This is a genomic window from Bacillus cereus group sp. Bc010, assembly GCF_027716745.1.
Lineage (GTDB): Bacteria > Bacillota > Bacilli > Bacillales > Bacillaceae_G > Bacillus_A > Bacillus_A pacificus.
The window spans coordinates 1-17,249 of sequence record NZ_JAQFUY010000003.1; the positions used below are offsets into that span (position 1 = coordinate 1).

Sequence of the window (17,249 nt, forward strand, 5' to 3'; positions counted from 1 at the left end):
TCCCCGATAGAATATCGGGAAAAGGCCGTGGCATAATACTCTTTTTATGACTGTCTACTTGACAGGGAGATGACCAGAAACTCGCTCTTTTTTTGTTATGTACAATAATTTATTACTACTCTAATTCAATTGAAACATTTTTTTGTGGTACGAATGTAGAAATTGCATGTTTATAAATAAGCTGTTGCTTACCTTCTGTTTCCAGTAGGACTGTAAAATTATCAAATCCTTTAATTAACCCACGAAGCTGGAAACCATTTAATAAGTACAGCGTAACAAACGTATTCTCTTTACGGAGTTGATTTAAAAACTGATCTTGAATATTGATTGATTGCTTCATGTCGAATCCTCCTCTTTTTCTCTACTTACTATTATTCGACTTTAGTTGTAGCTTTCCTTCTATGTATCGTAAAATTTCTGACGTTTTTTCACCGTCTGTAACATCAAACCATGTGACATCCATCTTATTACGGAACCACGTTAATTGACGTTTTGCATAACGACGTGAATTCGTCTTTAATTGTGATACCGCTTCTTCTAAAGAGACACGATCCTCAAAATAATCATATATCTCTTTATACCCAATCGCTTGAATAGATTGACAATCTCGTATCCCTCGATTATACAACCCTTCTACTTCTTCTAATAAACCTTGGTCCATCATTATATCAACTCGTAAGTTAATGCGATCGTATAGCATTTCACGATCCATTGTCAAGCCAATTAAGGAAACATCGTATAATAACTCGTTTTCTTGTTTTTCAAGTTGATCACTCATTTTTTCACCCGTCGTGTGGAAAATTTCTAACGCCCTAATGACACGGCGTACATTATTTGCATGAATACGCTCAGCGCTTTCTGGGTCTACTTCCTGTAATTTCTTATGTACATATTCCACACCACGTTCTAATGCTAACTTTTCCATTTGTTCTCGGTATATAACATCACCAGCATCATCCGTAAACTGATAATCGAATAAAACAGATTGTATATACAGACCAGTTCCACCAACGATAATCGGCAATTTACCACGCTCTGTAATCTCGCGAATATGCTTACGAACACGTTCTTGAAATTCGGCAACCGAAAATGATTCTTCCGGATTTTTTATATCAACCATATAATGTGGAATTCCGTCCATCTTTTCTTTCGTCACCTTTGCGGTTCCAATATCCATCGTACGATAAATCTGCATGGAATCTCCACTTATAATTTCACCATTTAACGCTTTGGCAAGATCAATACTTAACTTCGTCTTCCCAACAGCAGTTGGTCCAATGATGACAGCAACTTTTTCACGTTGCACTTCTCCCATATCATTCAACTCTCTTTATGTAATGTACTCCATCTATTGATTATATCCAATCTTACCAATTTTAACGGCATGATTGCAAGTTCTTTCATTACGGTACATGAAATTATAAATAAAAAAGAACATAGTTTGTCCAATTCCGCATATACATGATTAAAAATACCTTCGAGAGGATGAGTTAACTATGAAACAATCCACTATCAATTTTTCATCTTTGACAAAAGACCTCATTTTAGCTACTGCTACAAAAGAACACAATTGTTCACAAGAAGAATTATACTTTGCCTTAAATTGTTTACTACGTTCTTTTCATTCTGCTCTCCAAGAAACAACATTACATCTAGAAAATAAAGATACAGAGTATATACAAAACCAATTTTGCAGTGCATATAAAATTATTACAGGTAAAACTATTTACCCTTTTCAATAATCCATAAAAGGCGGTTGCTTACATACTTTCAAGCAACCGCCTTTTATATTAATACATATACACTACTCTATCACTTTCACTTTTACAGATTTGCGCCCCCAGCTATTCGCACTACCATCTGAGCCAACTAAAACATCAATACGATTTCCTTTAATCGCCCCACCAGTATCTCCAGCAATCGCTTCTCCATATCCTTCTACCCATACTTTTGATCCAAGTGGAATTACTTTAGGATCAACAGCAATTACTTTCATATTTGGATTCGCTGTTAAATCATGCCCCATTGCAGTTAATACACGACCACCATACGAACCATTCTCACTCGGATCTGCTGTATATGCTGTCGCTTCTACCGTTATTTCACGTCCACCAGCCGGTGCACTTGTTTCATTAGATTTCGCAACTTGTTTCGTAGTTGACTGCTGTTTTGCCACAGGTTTACTTGATTCTACATTCTTAACAGATTCTTTACCCTTAACTACTTTATTACTTTTAACCGGCGTATTTACTCTTTCCGGCGCTTCTTCTTTCGTTGCAACTTCTTTCTTTTCAATCACTGGTGCTGTTCCTGTTAAAAATGGCACATGAACATATCCTGTTTTTCCATTATAGTCAAATTGCAACCATTCATTTTGAACTTGATTTGTCGTTTCAATTACATCATTTTTATTCAGTTTACCAAGAATTTCTGAGTCAGTATTCGCTCCAGCGCGAACATTTAACACACCCGCCGTCACATAATATGTACTTTTTGTAAATTCAGCACTTACAAACGCTTCTTGACCATTTAATTTAATTTTTGTCCATCCGTTTTCTGTATTTACAACATCTAATTTATTTCCACTTAACATTTTACCTACAAGCTTAGACTCTACAGTTGGGTTTTCTCTAACATTTAATACGTCTGTTGTTACAATCGTTTCTGCTTTCGCAGAACCTGCAAAAATCCCAAGACCAAAAACTGCCGCCGTTGCTATACCTAATAATTTTTTCATGAATAGCCTCCATTTGCTTTGTTTTCGTATTTTTATTATAGCAACAGATTTTTAGTATTTTTCGAAATCACACAATTACAAACCATTCGTAATATGCGATTAATGAGTTGTAACATAAATTTCCATATTAATGAACCCCATTTCTAATAGAATCTTCAATAGTTTTCATATATTTTCCACATACAAGCACCAGAATTTTTTTCCAGAAAAAATTACAGTATTACTTTTTTGTTACAAAAAAATCATATTTCATTACATCTTTTACCAAAATTCATCATTCTCCAATTATTAACCTCCTTTTTTGTAATAAAAAGGAGCAGCTAATAAAAGCTACTCCCTTTACACGTATTATTTAACTTTCTTTTTCCAAATTCCTATCATAAGAGCAGAAACAACTGCCCCTATCAATATCGAGAAAATATATAACACTGGTTTATTGACTAAAGCGATAACAAACAATCCACCATGCGGTGCTGGTAATGTAATTTGGAATAACATTGATAATGCACCTGCAATACTTGAACCGACAACACAACTGACAATTACCCGAACCGGATCTGCTGCTGCAAATGGAATCGCACCTTCTGTAATAAACGATGCCCCCATAATATAATTTGTTAAACCAGACTTACGTTCCGCTTCTGTAAACTTCGATTTAAAGAAGGTAGTTGCTAACGCAATTGCAAGCGGTGGCACCATACCACCGGCCATAACCGCTGAATGCACCCCAAAGTTCTTCGCTTCTATCGCAGCAATACCAAACGTAAATGCTGCTTTATTAATTGGACCACCCATATCAATTGCCATCATCGCACCTAAAATAAGACCTAGTAATATAGCATTTGTACCGTTCAAACCATTTAACCATCCTGTTAACATTTCATTCAATGCTACTACAGGCGGAATTACTACTTTTTGCATAACAACTCCTGTAATCAATAATCCAAAGACTGGATATAACAAAACAGGCTTAATTCCTTCTAACTGTACTGGTAACCCTGAAAATAATTTTTTCAATCCTAAAACAACATATCCGGCTAAGAAACCAGCAATTAATCCACCTAAAAATCCAGCATTCGCATGTGCCGCTAAAAATCCTCCGACAACACCAGGCATAAAACCAGGACGATCAGCAATAGAACTAGCAATAAATCCTGCTAAAATTGGTACAAGGAATAGAAATGCCCCTGTTCCCCCTCCTCCAATAGACATGAACAATTCAGCTAAAGGACCTTCTGCTTTTATACCACCAAACGAAAACGCTAGCGCAATTAAAATCCCGCCACCAACAACGAATGGAAGCATATTACTTACGCCGTTCATTAAATGCTTATAAATTCCTAATCCTTTTTCTTTCTCCGTATTTTCTACCTTTCCATCCTCTTTTACACCTTTAAAGATTGGTGCATCTTGTTTTACAGCCCGATTAAGAAGCGTCTCCGTTTTTCTAATCCCATCAGCGACTGGCACTTGAATAACATGTTTCCCAGCAAAACGGTTCATTTCTACTTGTTTATCTGCCGCAACAATTATAGCCGTTGCGCGTTCAATATCCTCTTTCGTTAAACCGTTTTTTATACCTGTTGATCCGTTCGTTTCAACTTTAATTGCAATTCCTAGCTCTTCTGCTTTTGCTTTCAAGCTATCTGCAGCCATATATGTGTGAGCGATTCCAGTCGGGCAAGCTGTAACAGCTAATACGTACGGTTCATTCCCTTCTGGTTTTGCAACTTCAACCTCTTCTTCTTTTTCATTTTCTTTTTCATCAAATAAACGAAGAAGTTCTTCTTCATCCTTCGCTTCTAACAATTGCTTACGAAACCCTTCATCCATTAATAGTGTAGATAGGCGTGATAACGTTTCTAAATGCGTATTATTCGCCCCTTCACTCGCAGCAATCATAAAGAATAAATGCGCAGGTTGTCCGTCAAGCGATTCATAGTTGATACCGCTTACACTTCTACCAAAACAAATCGCTGGTTGCTTAACAGCTTTTGTTTTCGCATGAGGTATAGCAATCCCTTCGCCAATGCCGGTTGTACTTTGTGACTCCCGCTTTAAAATAGCTTCTTTAAATTCAGCTTTGCTATTTAAACGATTTGCCCCGTTTAATTTCTCAACTAACTCATCTATGACAGCTTCTTTATTTGAAGCTGTCAAATTCATAATAACTGCATCCCTTTTTAATAGTTCTGTAATTTTCATATGTTGCTTCCCCCTATCGCTTAGTTACAATTACTTGCGACAATAATTCTTCTACTTTTTTCTTTTCACATAAATCGGCTGAAAATGCTGTTGCACTCCCTGTTGCAACGCCATATTGAAATGCCTTTTCAATATCTTTTGTCTGTTCATATCTTCCTACAAATCCCGCAACGAGAGAATCTCCAGCCCCAACCGAATTAATTACAACACCTTTTGGAATAGTTGCTTCATATATACCTTCTGCCGTAAATAATAAAGCCCCATCTCCAGCCATTGATACGATAACGTGCTCTACACCTTGTTCAACTAATTTTCTTCCATATGGTAAAACATCTTCTACTGTGGAAATCTCTACTCCGAATAACTCACCAAGTTCATGATGATTAGGCTTTATTAAAAATGGTTTATTTTTAACTACATGCTGCAAGGCACTACCACTTGCATCTACTACTACACGAATGCCTTTTTCAGCTCCGAACGCTGCGATTGATGCATAAAAAGTAGTTGGGATAGACGCTGGTACACTTCCAGCTAGTACAACACAATCTCCCTGCTCCATACTTTCAATTTGTTTCATTAATTGTTCAAATTGTTCCTTAGTCACACTAGGACCTTGTCCATTTAATTCTGTCTCTTCTCGTCCTTTTATTTTCACGTTAATTCGAGTATCTTCACTTACTTGGATGAAGTGTGTTATTACACCTTCTGTCTGTAATACATCTTTAATAAATCGACCGGTAAATCCACCAGTAAATCCAAGCGCTACATTTTCAACACCTAAACGATGAAGAACGCGAGAAACATTAATTCCTTTTCCTCCAGGAAACTTCATATCTTTCTCCGCTCGATTTACTGCGCCTAAATCTAAGGAATTAACTTGTACTACATAATCAATAGATGGATTTAAAGTTACTGTATAGATCATTGTTTATCAGCCTCAATTACATTGGTTTGTCTTTTATATTTTTCTAAATCAATTTCTAAATGGTTTGTAATAATATTTGCCTCTTCCACATTGGCAATTTTCGCAAACGCAACTTCCGAAAACTTACTTTCATCTATTAAGAAATATCCTTCATTTGCTAATGTTAATGCCATTTGCTTTAAAAGTGCCTCTTCTGGATCTGGTGTTGTAAAACCAAGCTGTTCATGTACACCATTCGCTCCTAAAAAACATTTATCAAAACGATACTTCTGCATACTTTCCTGCGCCATTGCACCGATTAAAGCTTTCGTCCTACTCTTCATCATTCCGCCTAGTAAATATGCACGAATATTATTTTCAACTAAAGCTTCAATATGCATAAGTCCATTCGTAACAACGGTAACATCTTTATTTATTAAAAATGGAATCATTTCAAATGTTGTACTTCCTGCATCTAAATAAATACAATCACCTTGTTCCACAACGTTAGCCGCATACTTCGCAATTTGTTGTTTTATTTGAATGTTTTTGGATGATTTTTCAACCATCGTTGGCTCCTGTCCTTTTCCCGTTAAAACAGCCGCACCACCATGAACTCTTTTTAATAACCTTTGCTTTTCCAATTGTGCTAAGTCACGACGAATTGTTGATTCAGAGCTTTCTGTTCTTTCCACTAATTGTTGTAATTTAACAACCTTCTGCTCTTTTACAAGTTGCAATATCATTTGATGACGTTCAGGAGTTAACATTTCATTCACCTCTTCTTTGATTACAGTATAATGAAAACGATCACAAAAATCAACCACAAACATTCACAAATAATCAAAATCAGTCACAAACAGTTATAAACAACAAAAAAGAAACCCATTGGATTGTTATATCAAATGGGTTCCTTTACTCGCTTCACTTATAGGGAAGCTTTATATATGCTTAAAACATCGTCTTTATTTAATTTTTTAAAGTTACCAAATTCGCCATAAGCCATCGCTTTATCCGCCATTACATCAATTTCATTTTCTCCAATAGCATAATCAGATAACGTTACTGGTGCCTCAATTGAAGTCCAAAATTGACGTAACGCCTCAATTCCTTCTAACGCAATTTCTCGATCAGTCTTTCCATCTGTTTCTACATCGAATACACGAATAGCGAATTGTTTAAAACGACTTACATTTTCATCTACAACATGCTTCATCCAGTTCGGGAATAAAATCGCAAGGCCACCTCCGTGTGGTATATCATGAACCGCAGAAACTGCGTGCTCAATATTGTGTGTTGCCCAGTCTCCTTTTACTCCCATCGCTAAAATACCGTTTAGCGCCATAGTACCGCAGTATAAAATAGTTTCTCTATGCTCATAACTTTCTAAATCACTTAAAAGCTTAGGGGCAGTTTCAATTACTGTTTTTAAAATAGACTCACAATAACGATCTTGTAATTCTGTATTTGTTCCGTGGTGGAAATATTGCTCTAATACGTGCGACATAATATCTACCATACCGTAAATTGTTTGATCCCTCGGTACAGACGCAGTATGAACGGGATCTAAAATTGAAAATTGCGGGAAAGTAACTGGACTACCCCAGCCATATTTTTCATTCGTTTCCCAGTTTGTAATGACAGAACCAGCATTCATTTCAGATCCTGTTGCTGCAAGCGTAAGTACAGTACCAAATGGTAATGCCTCACTAGCAAAAGCTTTTTTCGTTACAATATCCCACACATCTCCATCGTACTTACTACCAGCAGCAATTGCCTTCGTACAGTCAATTACACTTCCTCCACCAACTGCTAAAATAAATTCAACACCGTTATCTTTACAAATTTGAATTCCTTTCTTTACAGTTGATACACGTGGATTCGGTTCAACGCCTGTCAATTCAAACACTTCTGCATTTATATCTTTTAAAATAGAAATTACATTATCATAAATACCGTTTCTTTTAATACTACCTCCCCCGTATACGAGAAGAACTTTTTTACCAAACTGTGGAATTTCAGTTTTCAACTGTTCTAATTGCCCTTTACCGAAAATAAGTTTCGTTGGATTACGAAATACAAAATTTTGCATATCCCTTTACCATCCCTTCTATATGAAAAGTAACTATACTTTTGTATACCATATTTTTTTCATTTCACAAAAATATTTGCCTAACAAAAAAATCCCAGCCTATAGGCTGAGATTTTTTATTGATAATAAGGTGAGATCATTAAGTAAACAATAACACCAGATAAACTTACATATAACCAAATCGGCATCGTCCAACGTACAATTTTACGATGACGTGTTAATTGATTTGTAAAACCAAATACAAGTGCAAACAATGCAAGTGGTACAATAATTGCTGCCAGGATAATATGTGTAATTAAAATGATGAAATACACATATTTAATAAACCCTTCTCCGCCAAAATGTGTTGCCGGCGCTAAGTAATGATACGATAAATAAGAAACACAAAATAGCAACGTCGTCGTAAATGCTGCCAGGATGAAACCACGGTGCATTTTCACATTCTTCTTAATAATAGAGTATAGCGCTGCTAATAAGAATACGAACGTAAAGCTATTAAAAATTGCGTTTAACATTGGTAAAATCGTTACATCAAAATGTACTTCTCCTTCATAGCCAACAGGTCCAAAGAACAAAAATAAAATAATCGCATTTACAATTACAGAAAGCGTTATCACAATAGGAGCATAGCTTTTCTGATTTGTTGATTGATCCACCAAAATGGTCACTCCCTCTTCCTTCAAATATGTATACGTAACCTCACTATTTTAACATACTATTCACAGTGTAAATGTGACAATAGTTTGACACAGCAAGACAAAACAAAGAAAAAAACCCTTCTTAATAAAACTTCTTAAGAAGGATTTTATCGCTTTATTATTCAAATAGCAATGCGATTAGTTTTTGTTAAAAAATGTATCGCTATATGCTTGAAAAATTTCAGACACTTGGTATCCCATTAAAGAAATTGCTGTTAATGAAAAGAAACCAATCATAAGAAATCGAAACCACATATAAATCTCCTCCTTGTATTTAGCTTAAAAAACATTCGCTATATTACAAGTTGAGTGGCACTCTTCATCGTCACTTTCCTTTTTCTTTACAATTGCTGTAATAAATCGAATCATAAAGAAAATAACAAAAGGAAATTGTTCGTAATTCACATTGGCATAGTTTAGCAACGGCTCGCGTTGCATATCGAACGGGGATGAGAAGGAATAGAACATACCTTGCTCTTCCATATATACAATTACTATTTTCATACAAAATACGATTCCTAGAAACGAAACAATATCTTGCCATTCTGTCGTATATAGCAGGTTATACAGCTCTAATACGTAATCTTCCATCGTCATCCCCCCTTCCTTTTTTACCATTCTGCTCGCCTTCGTATAAAAAGTCAAGAAAAAAGTTTATATTCACTATGACAATAGTAATTACTCATTTCTATGATTATATATGATTCTTTTATAGCAATGATTGGGTGTAAATCTCTTCGAAAACAAGAAATTAGAATCGAACAGATTCCTCATTCTTACTTGTAGTATTCGATACTGTACTATTTTTATTTCTATTAAAAATAAAATAAGAAAGTATTATAAGAACAGTAACAAGCATCGTCAAAAGTGCTTGTGAACGTAAAGATTCAATTGCAAGCATCGCAACTAAAACTGCTATAATAGCGGCAATTGTAACATACGTTACATACGGGAAAAACCACATTTTCACTTTCAAATTTTGTTGTTCTACTTTCCCCATTTTTTTACGGATCTTTAAATGCGAAACAGCTATAACGAGATAAACGAGCAACGCAATCCCGCCAGATGCATTCACTAAAAATAAAAAGACTTTATCTGGAGATATATAACTAAAAACAACTCCAATATAAGCGAAGAACGTTCCGAATAAAACTGCCCGAACTGGAACACCACTATTGTTCAATTTCAAAAACGCCTTTGGAGCATCTCCTCTTTCTGCCATCGAAAAAAGCATTCTTGAGTTCGTATATAAACCAGAATTTAAACAAGAAAGTACAGCTGTTAAAACGATAAAATTCATAATTTGTGCTGCCGCTGGTATCCCTATATGTTCCAGTACCGCTACAAACGGACTTTTTAGTATGTTCGCTGAATTCCATGGAAGAAGTGTAACAACTACAGCAATCGATCCAATGAAAAATACGAGAATACGCCAAATTACACTATTTGTTGCTGTTTTTACTGCTTTTACAGGTTCAGCAGATTCTCCAGCAGCTACTGCAACAATCTCAGATCCCATAAATGAAAATATAACGACAGTAATTCCAAGTAGCACCGAACTTATACCGTTTGGCATAAATCCTCCTTGTCCTACTAAATTCGAAGTGCCAGGTGCTTCCGTTCCTGGTACAAATCCTAAAATAACAGCTAGTCCAAGACAAAGGAACAAAACGATACTTATTACTTTAATAAAAGAAAACCAATATTCAAACTCTCCAAATGATTTCACCGAAAAAACATTCGTCAATGTTAATAAAATCGTTAATATTAGGCTTAATAACCAAAGTGGAATTTCTGGAATCCAGTATTGAATAATACCAGCACCTGCTGTGGCTTCTATTGCAATAACAATTACCCAGAAAAACCAATATAGCCACCCAATTGTATAACCGGCCCATGGACCAATTGCTTCTCTTGCATATGTTGCAAATGACCCACTTGTCGGGTTAATAGCTGCCATTTCTCCAAGCATTCTCATAACGAAAATAACTAGAAGTCCTGCTAATGCATATGAAATGATAGAACCTGGTCCGGCTGAATGTACAACCGCCCCACTTCCAACAAACAAACCAGCTCCTATTACGCCACCAATTGAAATCATTGTAATATGGCGTATTTTGAGGTCTTTCTTAAGATTTTTTTCCAACTCTTGTACATCCCCTTTCAAACGTAATTTTGAAATTTGCCCCGCATTAACGGGCAGTAAGACCCCCACCTCAAAATTCAGGGGAAGCAAAGAAGTTAGGTGGGAATCTACTCCCCGTAAATGCCCGATTGGTTCAACTTTATGTAAGAGTATTATGTGAAAAACCTTGGCCTACACTTTAAAATATATCAAAATATTCTGAATTTAACAATTGTAATGCAAGCTCCTATAAAAATTATTTCATTAAGTTTAACAATTTCCCATATACAATTGTTGAGAAAATTATAGTTACCTTACAAAAGAATGAATTTTCAGATATTATTAAATAAACAAGATTATACATCTAGACAACTTTTTGTATAGGAGTGTTGATATGTTAAACAAGTTCAAATTCATTTGTTGTACGTTAGTAATTTTTTTACTGTTACCACTATCCCCCTTTCAAGCACAAGCAGCAAACAATTTAGGATCAAAACTACTCGTTGGATACTGGCATAACTTTGATAACGGTACTGGCATTATTAAATTAAGAGACGTTTCACCAAAATGGGATGTAATCAATGTATCTTTTGGGGAAACTGGTGGTGATCGTTCTACTGTTGAATTTTCTCCTGTGTATGGTACAGATGCAGAATTCAAATCAGATATTTCTTATTTAAAAAGTAAAGGAAAGAAAGTAGTTCTTTCAATAGGTGGACAAAATGGGGTCGTTTTACTTCCTGACAATGCTGCTAAGCAACGTTTCATTAATTCCATACAATCTCTAATCGATAAATACGGTTTTAATGGAATAGATATTGACCTTGAATCAGGTATTTACTTAAACGGTAATGACACTAATTTCAAAAACCCAACTACTCCTCAAATCGTAAATCTTATTTCGGCTATTCGAACAATCTCAGATCATTACGGTCCCGACTTTCTATTAAGCATGGCTCCTGAAACAGCTTATGTTCAAGGCGGTTATAGCGCATACGGAACCATCTGGGGCGCATATTTACCGATTATTTACGGAGTGGAAGATAAACTAACATACATTCACGTTCAACACTACAACGCTGGCAGTGGCATTGGAATGGACGGTAATAACTACAATCAAGGTACTGCAGACTACGAGGTCGCTATGGCAGATATGCTCTTACATGGTTTTCCTGTAGGTGGTAATGCAAATAACATGTTCCCAGCTCTTCGTTCGGATCAAGTCATGATTGGACTTCCTGCAGCACCAGCGGCCGCTCCAAGTGGTGGGTATATTTCTCCAACTGAAATGAAAAAAGCTTTAGATTATATCATTAAGGGAATTCCTTTCGGAGGAAAGTATAAACTTTCAAATGAGAGTGGCTATCCTGCATTCCGCGGCCTAATGTCTTGGTCTATTAATTGGGATGCAAAAAACAACTTTGAATTCTCTAATAACTATAGAACATATTTTGATGCGATTTCCTTGCAAAAATAATAAAAAACAACAATAGGTTTTATATGACCTATTGTTGTTTTTTATTTACCATCAATTAACATCGCTCGTTCATCAAAATCAAATTAAGAATGATGATGTGGAATTGAATACATTAGTTACTATTTTGCTTCAATACAAATACTGAAAGTTCAGGTACACTCAAAAATCTAACAGGCATTCGAGTTGTCCCAATCCCACGATTTACGTATAAATGTAATGGCTTATTCTTTCCTTCTAATTCATACATACCTTCAACATGACTCTCAGCTAGTTTTGTCGTAATGAATGGACCGATAAAAGGGATTTGAACTTGTCCTCCGTGACTATGGCCTGACATTTGAAAATCAACTGGGTAACGTACTATTTTGTCTACAACATCCGGCTCATGTACTAATAACATATTGAAATCTTGTTGCCTTACATGTTTTAAAGTCGAGTCTATTTGCGGCTTACCTAATAAAAAATCATCCAAACCTGATATTGTAATATATTTGCCGTTTTCCGCTTTAATTTTCTGCACTTCATTGACTAACACAGCGAAACCAGCTTCCTCCATATATTTTTTATAAAATAAACTACCTCCGCCGCCCCTATCATGATTCCCAAACACTGCATATTTCCCTAAGGGCGCATGTATTTTTTGTAAAATCCCTTTCGCTTCTTCTCTTTCGGCTTTGTACGATCCAAACTTATCTATTAAATCCCCTGTGAAAACTACTACATCTGGACTTAATGCATTCATCTTCTCCACCAAATTTTCTAATTGTTTCAGTGTGAATTCTGGTCCTAAATGTACATCTGAGAACTGTAATATTTTTTTATTATGAAACTCTTTAGGAATTGTAGAAGCTTCTATTTCATTCCACGTAACTGTTACTAGTTTTCGTTCTATTTCTGTCGCATAGAAATACAAACTTATAGAAATCATTACTACACTTACGAAACTGATTATAGATATCTTGACGATTGATTTTTTTTGTTCTTCTTTTACGTGATACGTATTCATGTTCTCACCTCTAGAAGTACTTTAAAACCTTATTGTTACATTCATGTGACAACACGAACAATGTTAGTTATATTCAATTCCAGCCCTGCTCACTTTGACAAATTTATACAGAAGTCATAACATGTTTTTATAATACATAGATTCTTAAAAATGTTCCATTTATTCTTTTATCATTTTATTAAGGAGAGATTATTCATGTCTGTATTTACACCAGAAGAAATCACGGAACTTGCTGCTAATTCCGGAAGAAAAAAAGCTCATTTATCATTACTCCCTATGCTAATTCTCGGTTTTTTTGGCGGTGCTTTCATAGCATTAGGGTATTTACTCGATATTCATGTTATTGGAACAATGCCAAAAGCTTGGGGATCATTTACTAGTTTTCTAGGTGCCGCTGTATTCCCTATCGGTCTTATACTCGTTATTCTTGCAGGCGGTGAGTTAGTAACTGGCAATATGATGACCGTTTCAATGGCGTGGCTTCATAAAAAAATCGACTTATTTCACTTCATTCGAAATTTAGTTATTGTTACGTTTAGCAACTTCATAGGTGCTGTATTCGTTGCTTATTTTTTCGGTCATGTCGTCGGATTAACAGAGGGAGCTTTTTTAGCAAAAACAGTTTCTATTGCGCAAGCTAAACTACAAGATACACCACTACAAGCCTTCATTTCTGCCATCGGATGTAATTGGCTCGTTTGTTTAGCTGTTTGGCTTAGTATGGGAAGTAAAGAATTTATCGGAAAGATTATCGGCATTTGGTTCCCAGTTATGACTTTTGTTGCAATTGGATTTCAACACGTTGTAGCCAATATGTTTGTCATCCCAGCTGCAATTTTTGCTGGTCATTTAACATGGATTGAATATTTTCCAAACTTCATTTTTGTTTTCTTCGGAAACTTAGTGGGAGGTATGTTATTTGTGGCATTACCTTATTTCATATCTTATAATAAGAAACTACCTTCCAATAAAGAGCAAACCGAATTAAAGAAAAAATCTGTATCCGCTTAAATGAACCGTCTATATAGACGTATCTAAAAAATATTACAAATTCCATTTTTTTTACGAATATATGTGCGTACACTTGTTCTCGAATGTTTTATACGTTATAATAACAACTTAAATAGCATTATTTACATATGAGGTGAAAAACATGAACAAAACAGAATTAATTAAAAACGTAGCACAAAATGCTGAGATTTCTCAAAAAGAAGCTACTGTAGTTGTACAAACTGTAGTAGAATCAATCACTAACACTCTAGCTGCTGGTGAAAAAGTACAACTTATCGGATTCGGTACATTCGAAGTTCGCGAAAGAGCTGCTCGTACAGGCCGTAACCCACAAACTGGTGAAGAAATGCAAATCGCAGCTTCTAAAGTACCTGCTTTCAAAGCTGGTAAAGAACTAAAAGAAGCTGTAAAATAATGAAAAATAGCCTTCTCGTTTACGAGAGGGCTATTTTTTTCATTACATAATTAATAAAAATCTGACCATTATGCTGTTTCTTTTGTTCCTTTATGCACATAAAGCCTTTATTTTAACTTCACTCTTTGCAATCGTAATGCATTTAATACGACCGATACAGAACTAAATGCCATCGCTGCTCCTGCAACCCAAGGCGCTAAGAAACCAAGCGCTGCAATCGGGATTCCTAAGCCATTATAAGCTAGTGCCCAGAATAAGTTTTGCTTAATATTTCTTATCGTCATCTTACTCATAAAGATTGCATCGGCAATACTATTTAAATCACCACGGATTAACGTAATATCTGCCGCTTCCATCGCTACATCCGTTCCTGTTCCAATCGCCATACCGATATCCGCCGTTGCAAGTGCTGGAGCATCATTTATTCCATCTCCAACCATTGCTACTTTTTTACCTTGCCCTTGCCCTTGCAGTTGTTTCACTTCTTCTGCTTTTCCTTCTGGTAATACTTCTGCGATTACGTGATCAATACCTACTTGCTTAGCGATTGCCTGAGCAGTTTGTGTATTATCTCCTGTAATCATAACAACGTCTAGACCCATTTTCTTAAGTCTTGCGATAGCTGCTTTTGAAGTATCTTTTACAGTATCCGCAACGGCAACTATACCAGCATATTCTTTATTGATCGCAATAAGCATTGCTGTTTTTCCTTCTCGTTCTAACTCTTCCATTGATTTAGAAACTTCTTCAATATCAATATTGAATTTCTTCATTAATCGGCGTGTACCAATTAATAATTGTTCCCCTTCTACAACTGATTCAATACCAAATCCAGGAATCGCTTCAAATGTTTCTGAACTTGGAATATCAATTTTCTTTTCTTTAATTCCATCTACAATCGCTTCTGCAAGTGGGTGTTCAGAATTCTTTTCTGCCGCACCTACTAAACGTAGTATTTCTTCTTCATGGAATCCATCTGCTACAATTACATCTGTTAACACAGGCTTCCCGTTTGTCACAGTACCTGTTTTATCTAGAATAACTGTATCTAATCGATGCGTTGCTTCTAAATGCTCTCCGCCCTTAAATAAAATACCATACTCAGCTGATCTTCCTGATCCAGCCATAATAGATGTAGGCGTTGCAAGACCTAATGCACATGGACAAGCGATAACAAGTACTGCTATCATTTTCTCAAGTGCTCCGCCAAAATCACCTGGTGTAACAAAGATCATCCACACTGCAAATGTAATAATCGCGATTCCAACTACAACTGGTACAAAAATACCAGAAATTTGATCAGCTACCCTTTGAATAGGAGCTTTTGAACCTTGTGCCTCTTCTACTACTTTAATAATTTGAGCTAATGCAGTATCTCTTCCTACCTTAGTTGCTTTCACTTTTAAAAATCCATTTTTATTCATTGTAGAACCGATTACTACATCCCCAATTGTTTTATCAACTGGAATACTTTCACCTGTTAACATCGATTCATCTATTGCTGACTTTCCTTCTACAATCTCACCATCTACTGGAATTTTTTCACCAGGCTTTACATAAACGATATCACCAGCTACTACTTCTTCGATTAAAATTTTCATTTCTGTTCCATCTCGCACAACTGTAGCTGTCTTTGCTTGTAAACCCATCAACTTTTTAATTGCCTCTGATGAACGTCCCTTTGCTTTCGCTTCAAATAATTTACCTAAAATAATTAGTGTAATAAGTACCGCGCTCGTTTCAAAATATAAATCTGTCATATGCTCCGAAGAACCGATAGATTGAATGCTTAAATATACACTATAGAAATAGGCAGCCGACGTTCCAAGTGCCACAAGAACATCCATGTTAGCACTTTTATTACGTAACGCTTTATAAGCTCCAACATAAAACTGTCCACCAATGATAAATTGAACTGGCGTTGCAAGAGCCATCTGCACCCAAGGGTTCATAAGCATATCAGGTAAATAAATAAACGATGTAAATGAGAAGTGACTTACCATTGCCCACAGTAACGGGAATGATAAAATAAACGAAACGATAAACTTCTTCTTTTGTCGCTCAATTTCTTGTAAGCGATGATCAGTTGATCCATCTTGCTCATCTGATTTCAATTCCAATTTATATCCTAATTTCGTAATTGCACTCTTCATTTCATTTACATTAATTTCATCAGGATTAAAATCTACTGTAGCCGATTCCAAAGCGAAATTTACTGTCGCTTCGTTCACGCCTTCTAACTTATTTAAACGCTTTTCTACTCTATTCGCACATGCTGCGCATGTCATTCCTGAAACAGTAAATTCAGCTTTATCACTTACAATTCCATATCCTAACGATTCAACTTTTTCCTTAAATTGTTGCGGATTTGTTTTTTGGGGATCATACATTATTTTTGTTTTTTCAAGTGCAAAATTTACATTTGCATCATGAACACCTTCTACTTTTTTTAGGCCTTTTTCAATTCTATTTGCACATGCGGCACATGTCATTCCTGATATTTGAAGATTGGCCTCTTTTTGTTCATTCATGTCTCTCACCTCTATATACCCTTATGAGGTATAATTATTAGCAAAATA

At 35.7% G+C, this 17,249-nt stretch carries 16 protein-coding genes and 1 pseudogene; 4 read left to right on the forward strand and 13 right to left on the reverse strand.

Features of this window, described 5'->3' with window-relative positions:
• Nucleotides 1-115 precede the first annotated feature (115 nt).
• Nucleotides 116-340, reverse strand: a complete 225-nt coding sequence (hfq, locus tag PDQ68_RS05435) for an RNA chaperone Hfq (protein ID WP_000813896.1) — start codon at nt 338-340, stop codon at nt 116-118.
• A gap of 21 nt (nt 341-361) precedes the next feature.
• Nucleotides 362-1,315, reverse strand: coding sequence for a tRNA (adenosine(37)-N6)-dimethylallyltransferase MiaA (miaA, locus tag PDQ68_RS05440; protein ID WP_061183099.1), 954 nt, complete (start codon nt 1,313-1,315; stop codon nt 362-364).
• A gap of 181 nt (nt 1,316-1,496) precedes the next feature.
• Here miaA and PDQ68_RS05445 point away from each other — a divergent pair, with 181 nt between their 5' ends.
• A complete protein-coding gene (locus tag PDQ68_RS05445; protein WP_000814415.1) occupies nt 1,497-1,742 on the forward strand; it encodes a hypothetical protein in 246 nt (81 codons plus the stop codon).
• 62 nt (nt 1,743-1,804) lie between these two features.
• On the opposite strand, the gene entD is transcribed toward PDQ68_RS05445, so the two are convergent.
• From entD to gabP, 8 genes are all read right to left on the reverse strand, one after another.
• Entirely contained in the window at nt 1,805-2,737 is a 933-nt protein-coding gene (entD, locus tag PDQ68_RS05450; RefSeq protein ID WP_000734632.1) for a cell wall-binding protein EntD, read from the reverse strand.
• Nucleotides 2,738-3,085: 348 nt separating this feature from the next.
• Nucleotides 3,086-4,942 (reverse strand): PTS fructose transporter subunit IIABC, encoded by a 1,857-nt coding sequence (locus PDQ68_RS05455; protein WP_061183100.1) that lies wholly within the window; start codon nt 4,940-4,942, stop codon nt 3,086-3,088.
• A gap of 13 nt (nt 4,943-4,955) precedes the next feature.
• Nucleotides 4,956-5,867, reverse strand: a complete 912-nt coding sequence (gene pfkB, locus PDQ68_RS05460) for a 1-phosphofructokinase (RefSeq protein WP_061183101.1) — start codon at nt 5,865-5,867, stop codon at nt 4,956-4,958.
• Complete coding sequence (locus tag PDQ68_RS05465; protein WP_000957276.1) at nt 5,864-6,616, reverse strand: DeoR/GlpR family DNA-binding transcription regulator; 753 nt, start codon at nt 6,614-6,616, stop codon at nt 5,864-5,866. The genes pfkB and PDQ68_RS05465 overlap by 4 nt, the downstream gene beginning before the upstream one ends.
• 158 nt (nt 6,617-6,774) lie before the next feature.
• Nucleotides 6,775-7,938: an iron-containing alcohol dehydrogenase gene (locus tag PDQ68_RS05470; RefSeq protein WP_061183102.1), complete on the reverse strand. Its 1,164-nt coding sequence runs from the start codon at nt 7,936-7,938 to the stop codon at nt 6,775-6,777.
• Between the two features lie 116 nt (nt 7,939-8,054).
• Nucleotides 8,055-8,597 carry a DUF420 domain-containing protein gene (locus tag PDQ68_RS05475; protein WP_000228316.1) on the reverse strand — a complete coding sequence of 181 codons (543 nt, stop codon included), beginning with the start codon at nt 8,595-8,597 and terminating at the stop codon, nt 8,055-8,057.
• A gap of 318 nt (nt 8,598-8,915) precedes the next feature.
• Nucleotides 8,916-9,254 carry a hypothetical protein gene (locus PDQ68_RS05480; protein ID WP_116733334.1) on the reverse strand — a complete coding sequence of 113 codons (339 nt, stop codon included), beginning with the start codon at nt 9,252-9,254 and terminating at the stop codon, nt 8,916-8,918.
• Between the two features lie 133 nt (nt 9,255-9,387).
• The gene (gene gabP, locus PDQ68_RS05485; RefSeq protein WP_016718271.1) at nt 9,388-10,782 is read right to left on the reverse strand and encodes a GABA permease; all 1,395 of its coding nucleotides are present in this window, start codon (nt 10,780-10,782) and stop codon (nt 9,388-9,390) included.
• A gap of 373 nt (nt 10,783-11,155) precedes the next feature.
• Between gabP and PDQ68_RS05490 the strand changes: the two genes are divergently transcribed.
• The gene (locus tag PDQ68_RS05490) at nt 11,156-12,238 is read left to right on the forward strand and encodes a chitinase (RefSeq protein ID WP_061183103.1); all 1,083 of its coding nucleotides are present in this window, start codon (nt 11,156-11,158) and stop codon (nt 12,236-12,238) included.
• A gap of 112 nt (nt 12,239-12,350) precedes the next feature.
• Here PDQ68_RS05490 and PDQ68_RS05495 read toward each other — a convergent pair whose 3' ends face one another.
• Nucleotides 12,351-13,244, reverse strand: a complete 894-nt coding sequence (locus PDQ68_RS05495) for a metallophosphoesterase (RefSeq protein ID WP_061183104.1) — start codon at nt 13,242-13,244, stop codon at nt 12,351-12,353.
• A gap of 195 nt (nt 13,245-13,439) precedes the next feature.
• Between PDQ68_RS05495 and PDQ68_RS05500 the strand changes: the two genes are divergently transcribed.
• A complete protein-coding gene (locus PDQ68_RS05500; RefSeq protein WP_000110523.1) occupies nt 13,440-14,255 on the forward strand; it encodes a formate/nitrite transporter family protein in 816 nt (271 codons plus the stop codon).
• 142 nt (nt 14,256-14,397) lie between these two features.
• Nucleotides 14,398-14,670, forward strand: coding sequence for an HU family DNA-binding protein (locus PDQ68_RS05505; protein WP_001043904.1), 273 nt, complete (start codon nt 14,398-14,400; stop codon nt 14,668-14,670).
• A gap of 19 nt (nt 14,671-14,689) precedes the next feature.
• On the opposite strand, the pseudogene PDQ68_RS05510 reads toward PDQ68_RS05505, so the two are convergent.
• Together PDQ68_RS05510 and PDQ68_RS05515 are read right to left on the reverse strand one after the other, a co-directional pair.
• A pseudogene (locus tag PDQ68_RS05510) lies at nt 14,690-14,782 on the reverse strand (GNAT family N-acetyltransferase); the annotation flags it as partial.
• Nucleotides 14,778-17,201: a heavy metal translocating P-type ATPase gene (locus tag PDQ68_RS05515; RefSeq protein ID WP_270786609.1), complete on the reverse strand. Its 2,424-nt coding sequence runs from the start codon at nt 17,199-17,201 to the stop codon at nt 14,778-14,780. The pseudogene PDQ68_RS05510 and the gene PDQ68_RS05515, both read right to left, overlap by 5 nt.
• Nucleotides 17,202-17,249: the final 48 nt, after the last annotated feature.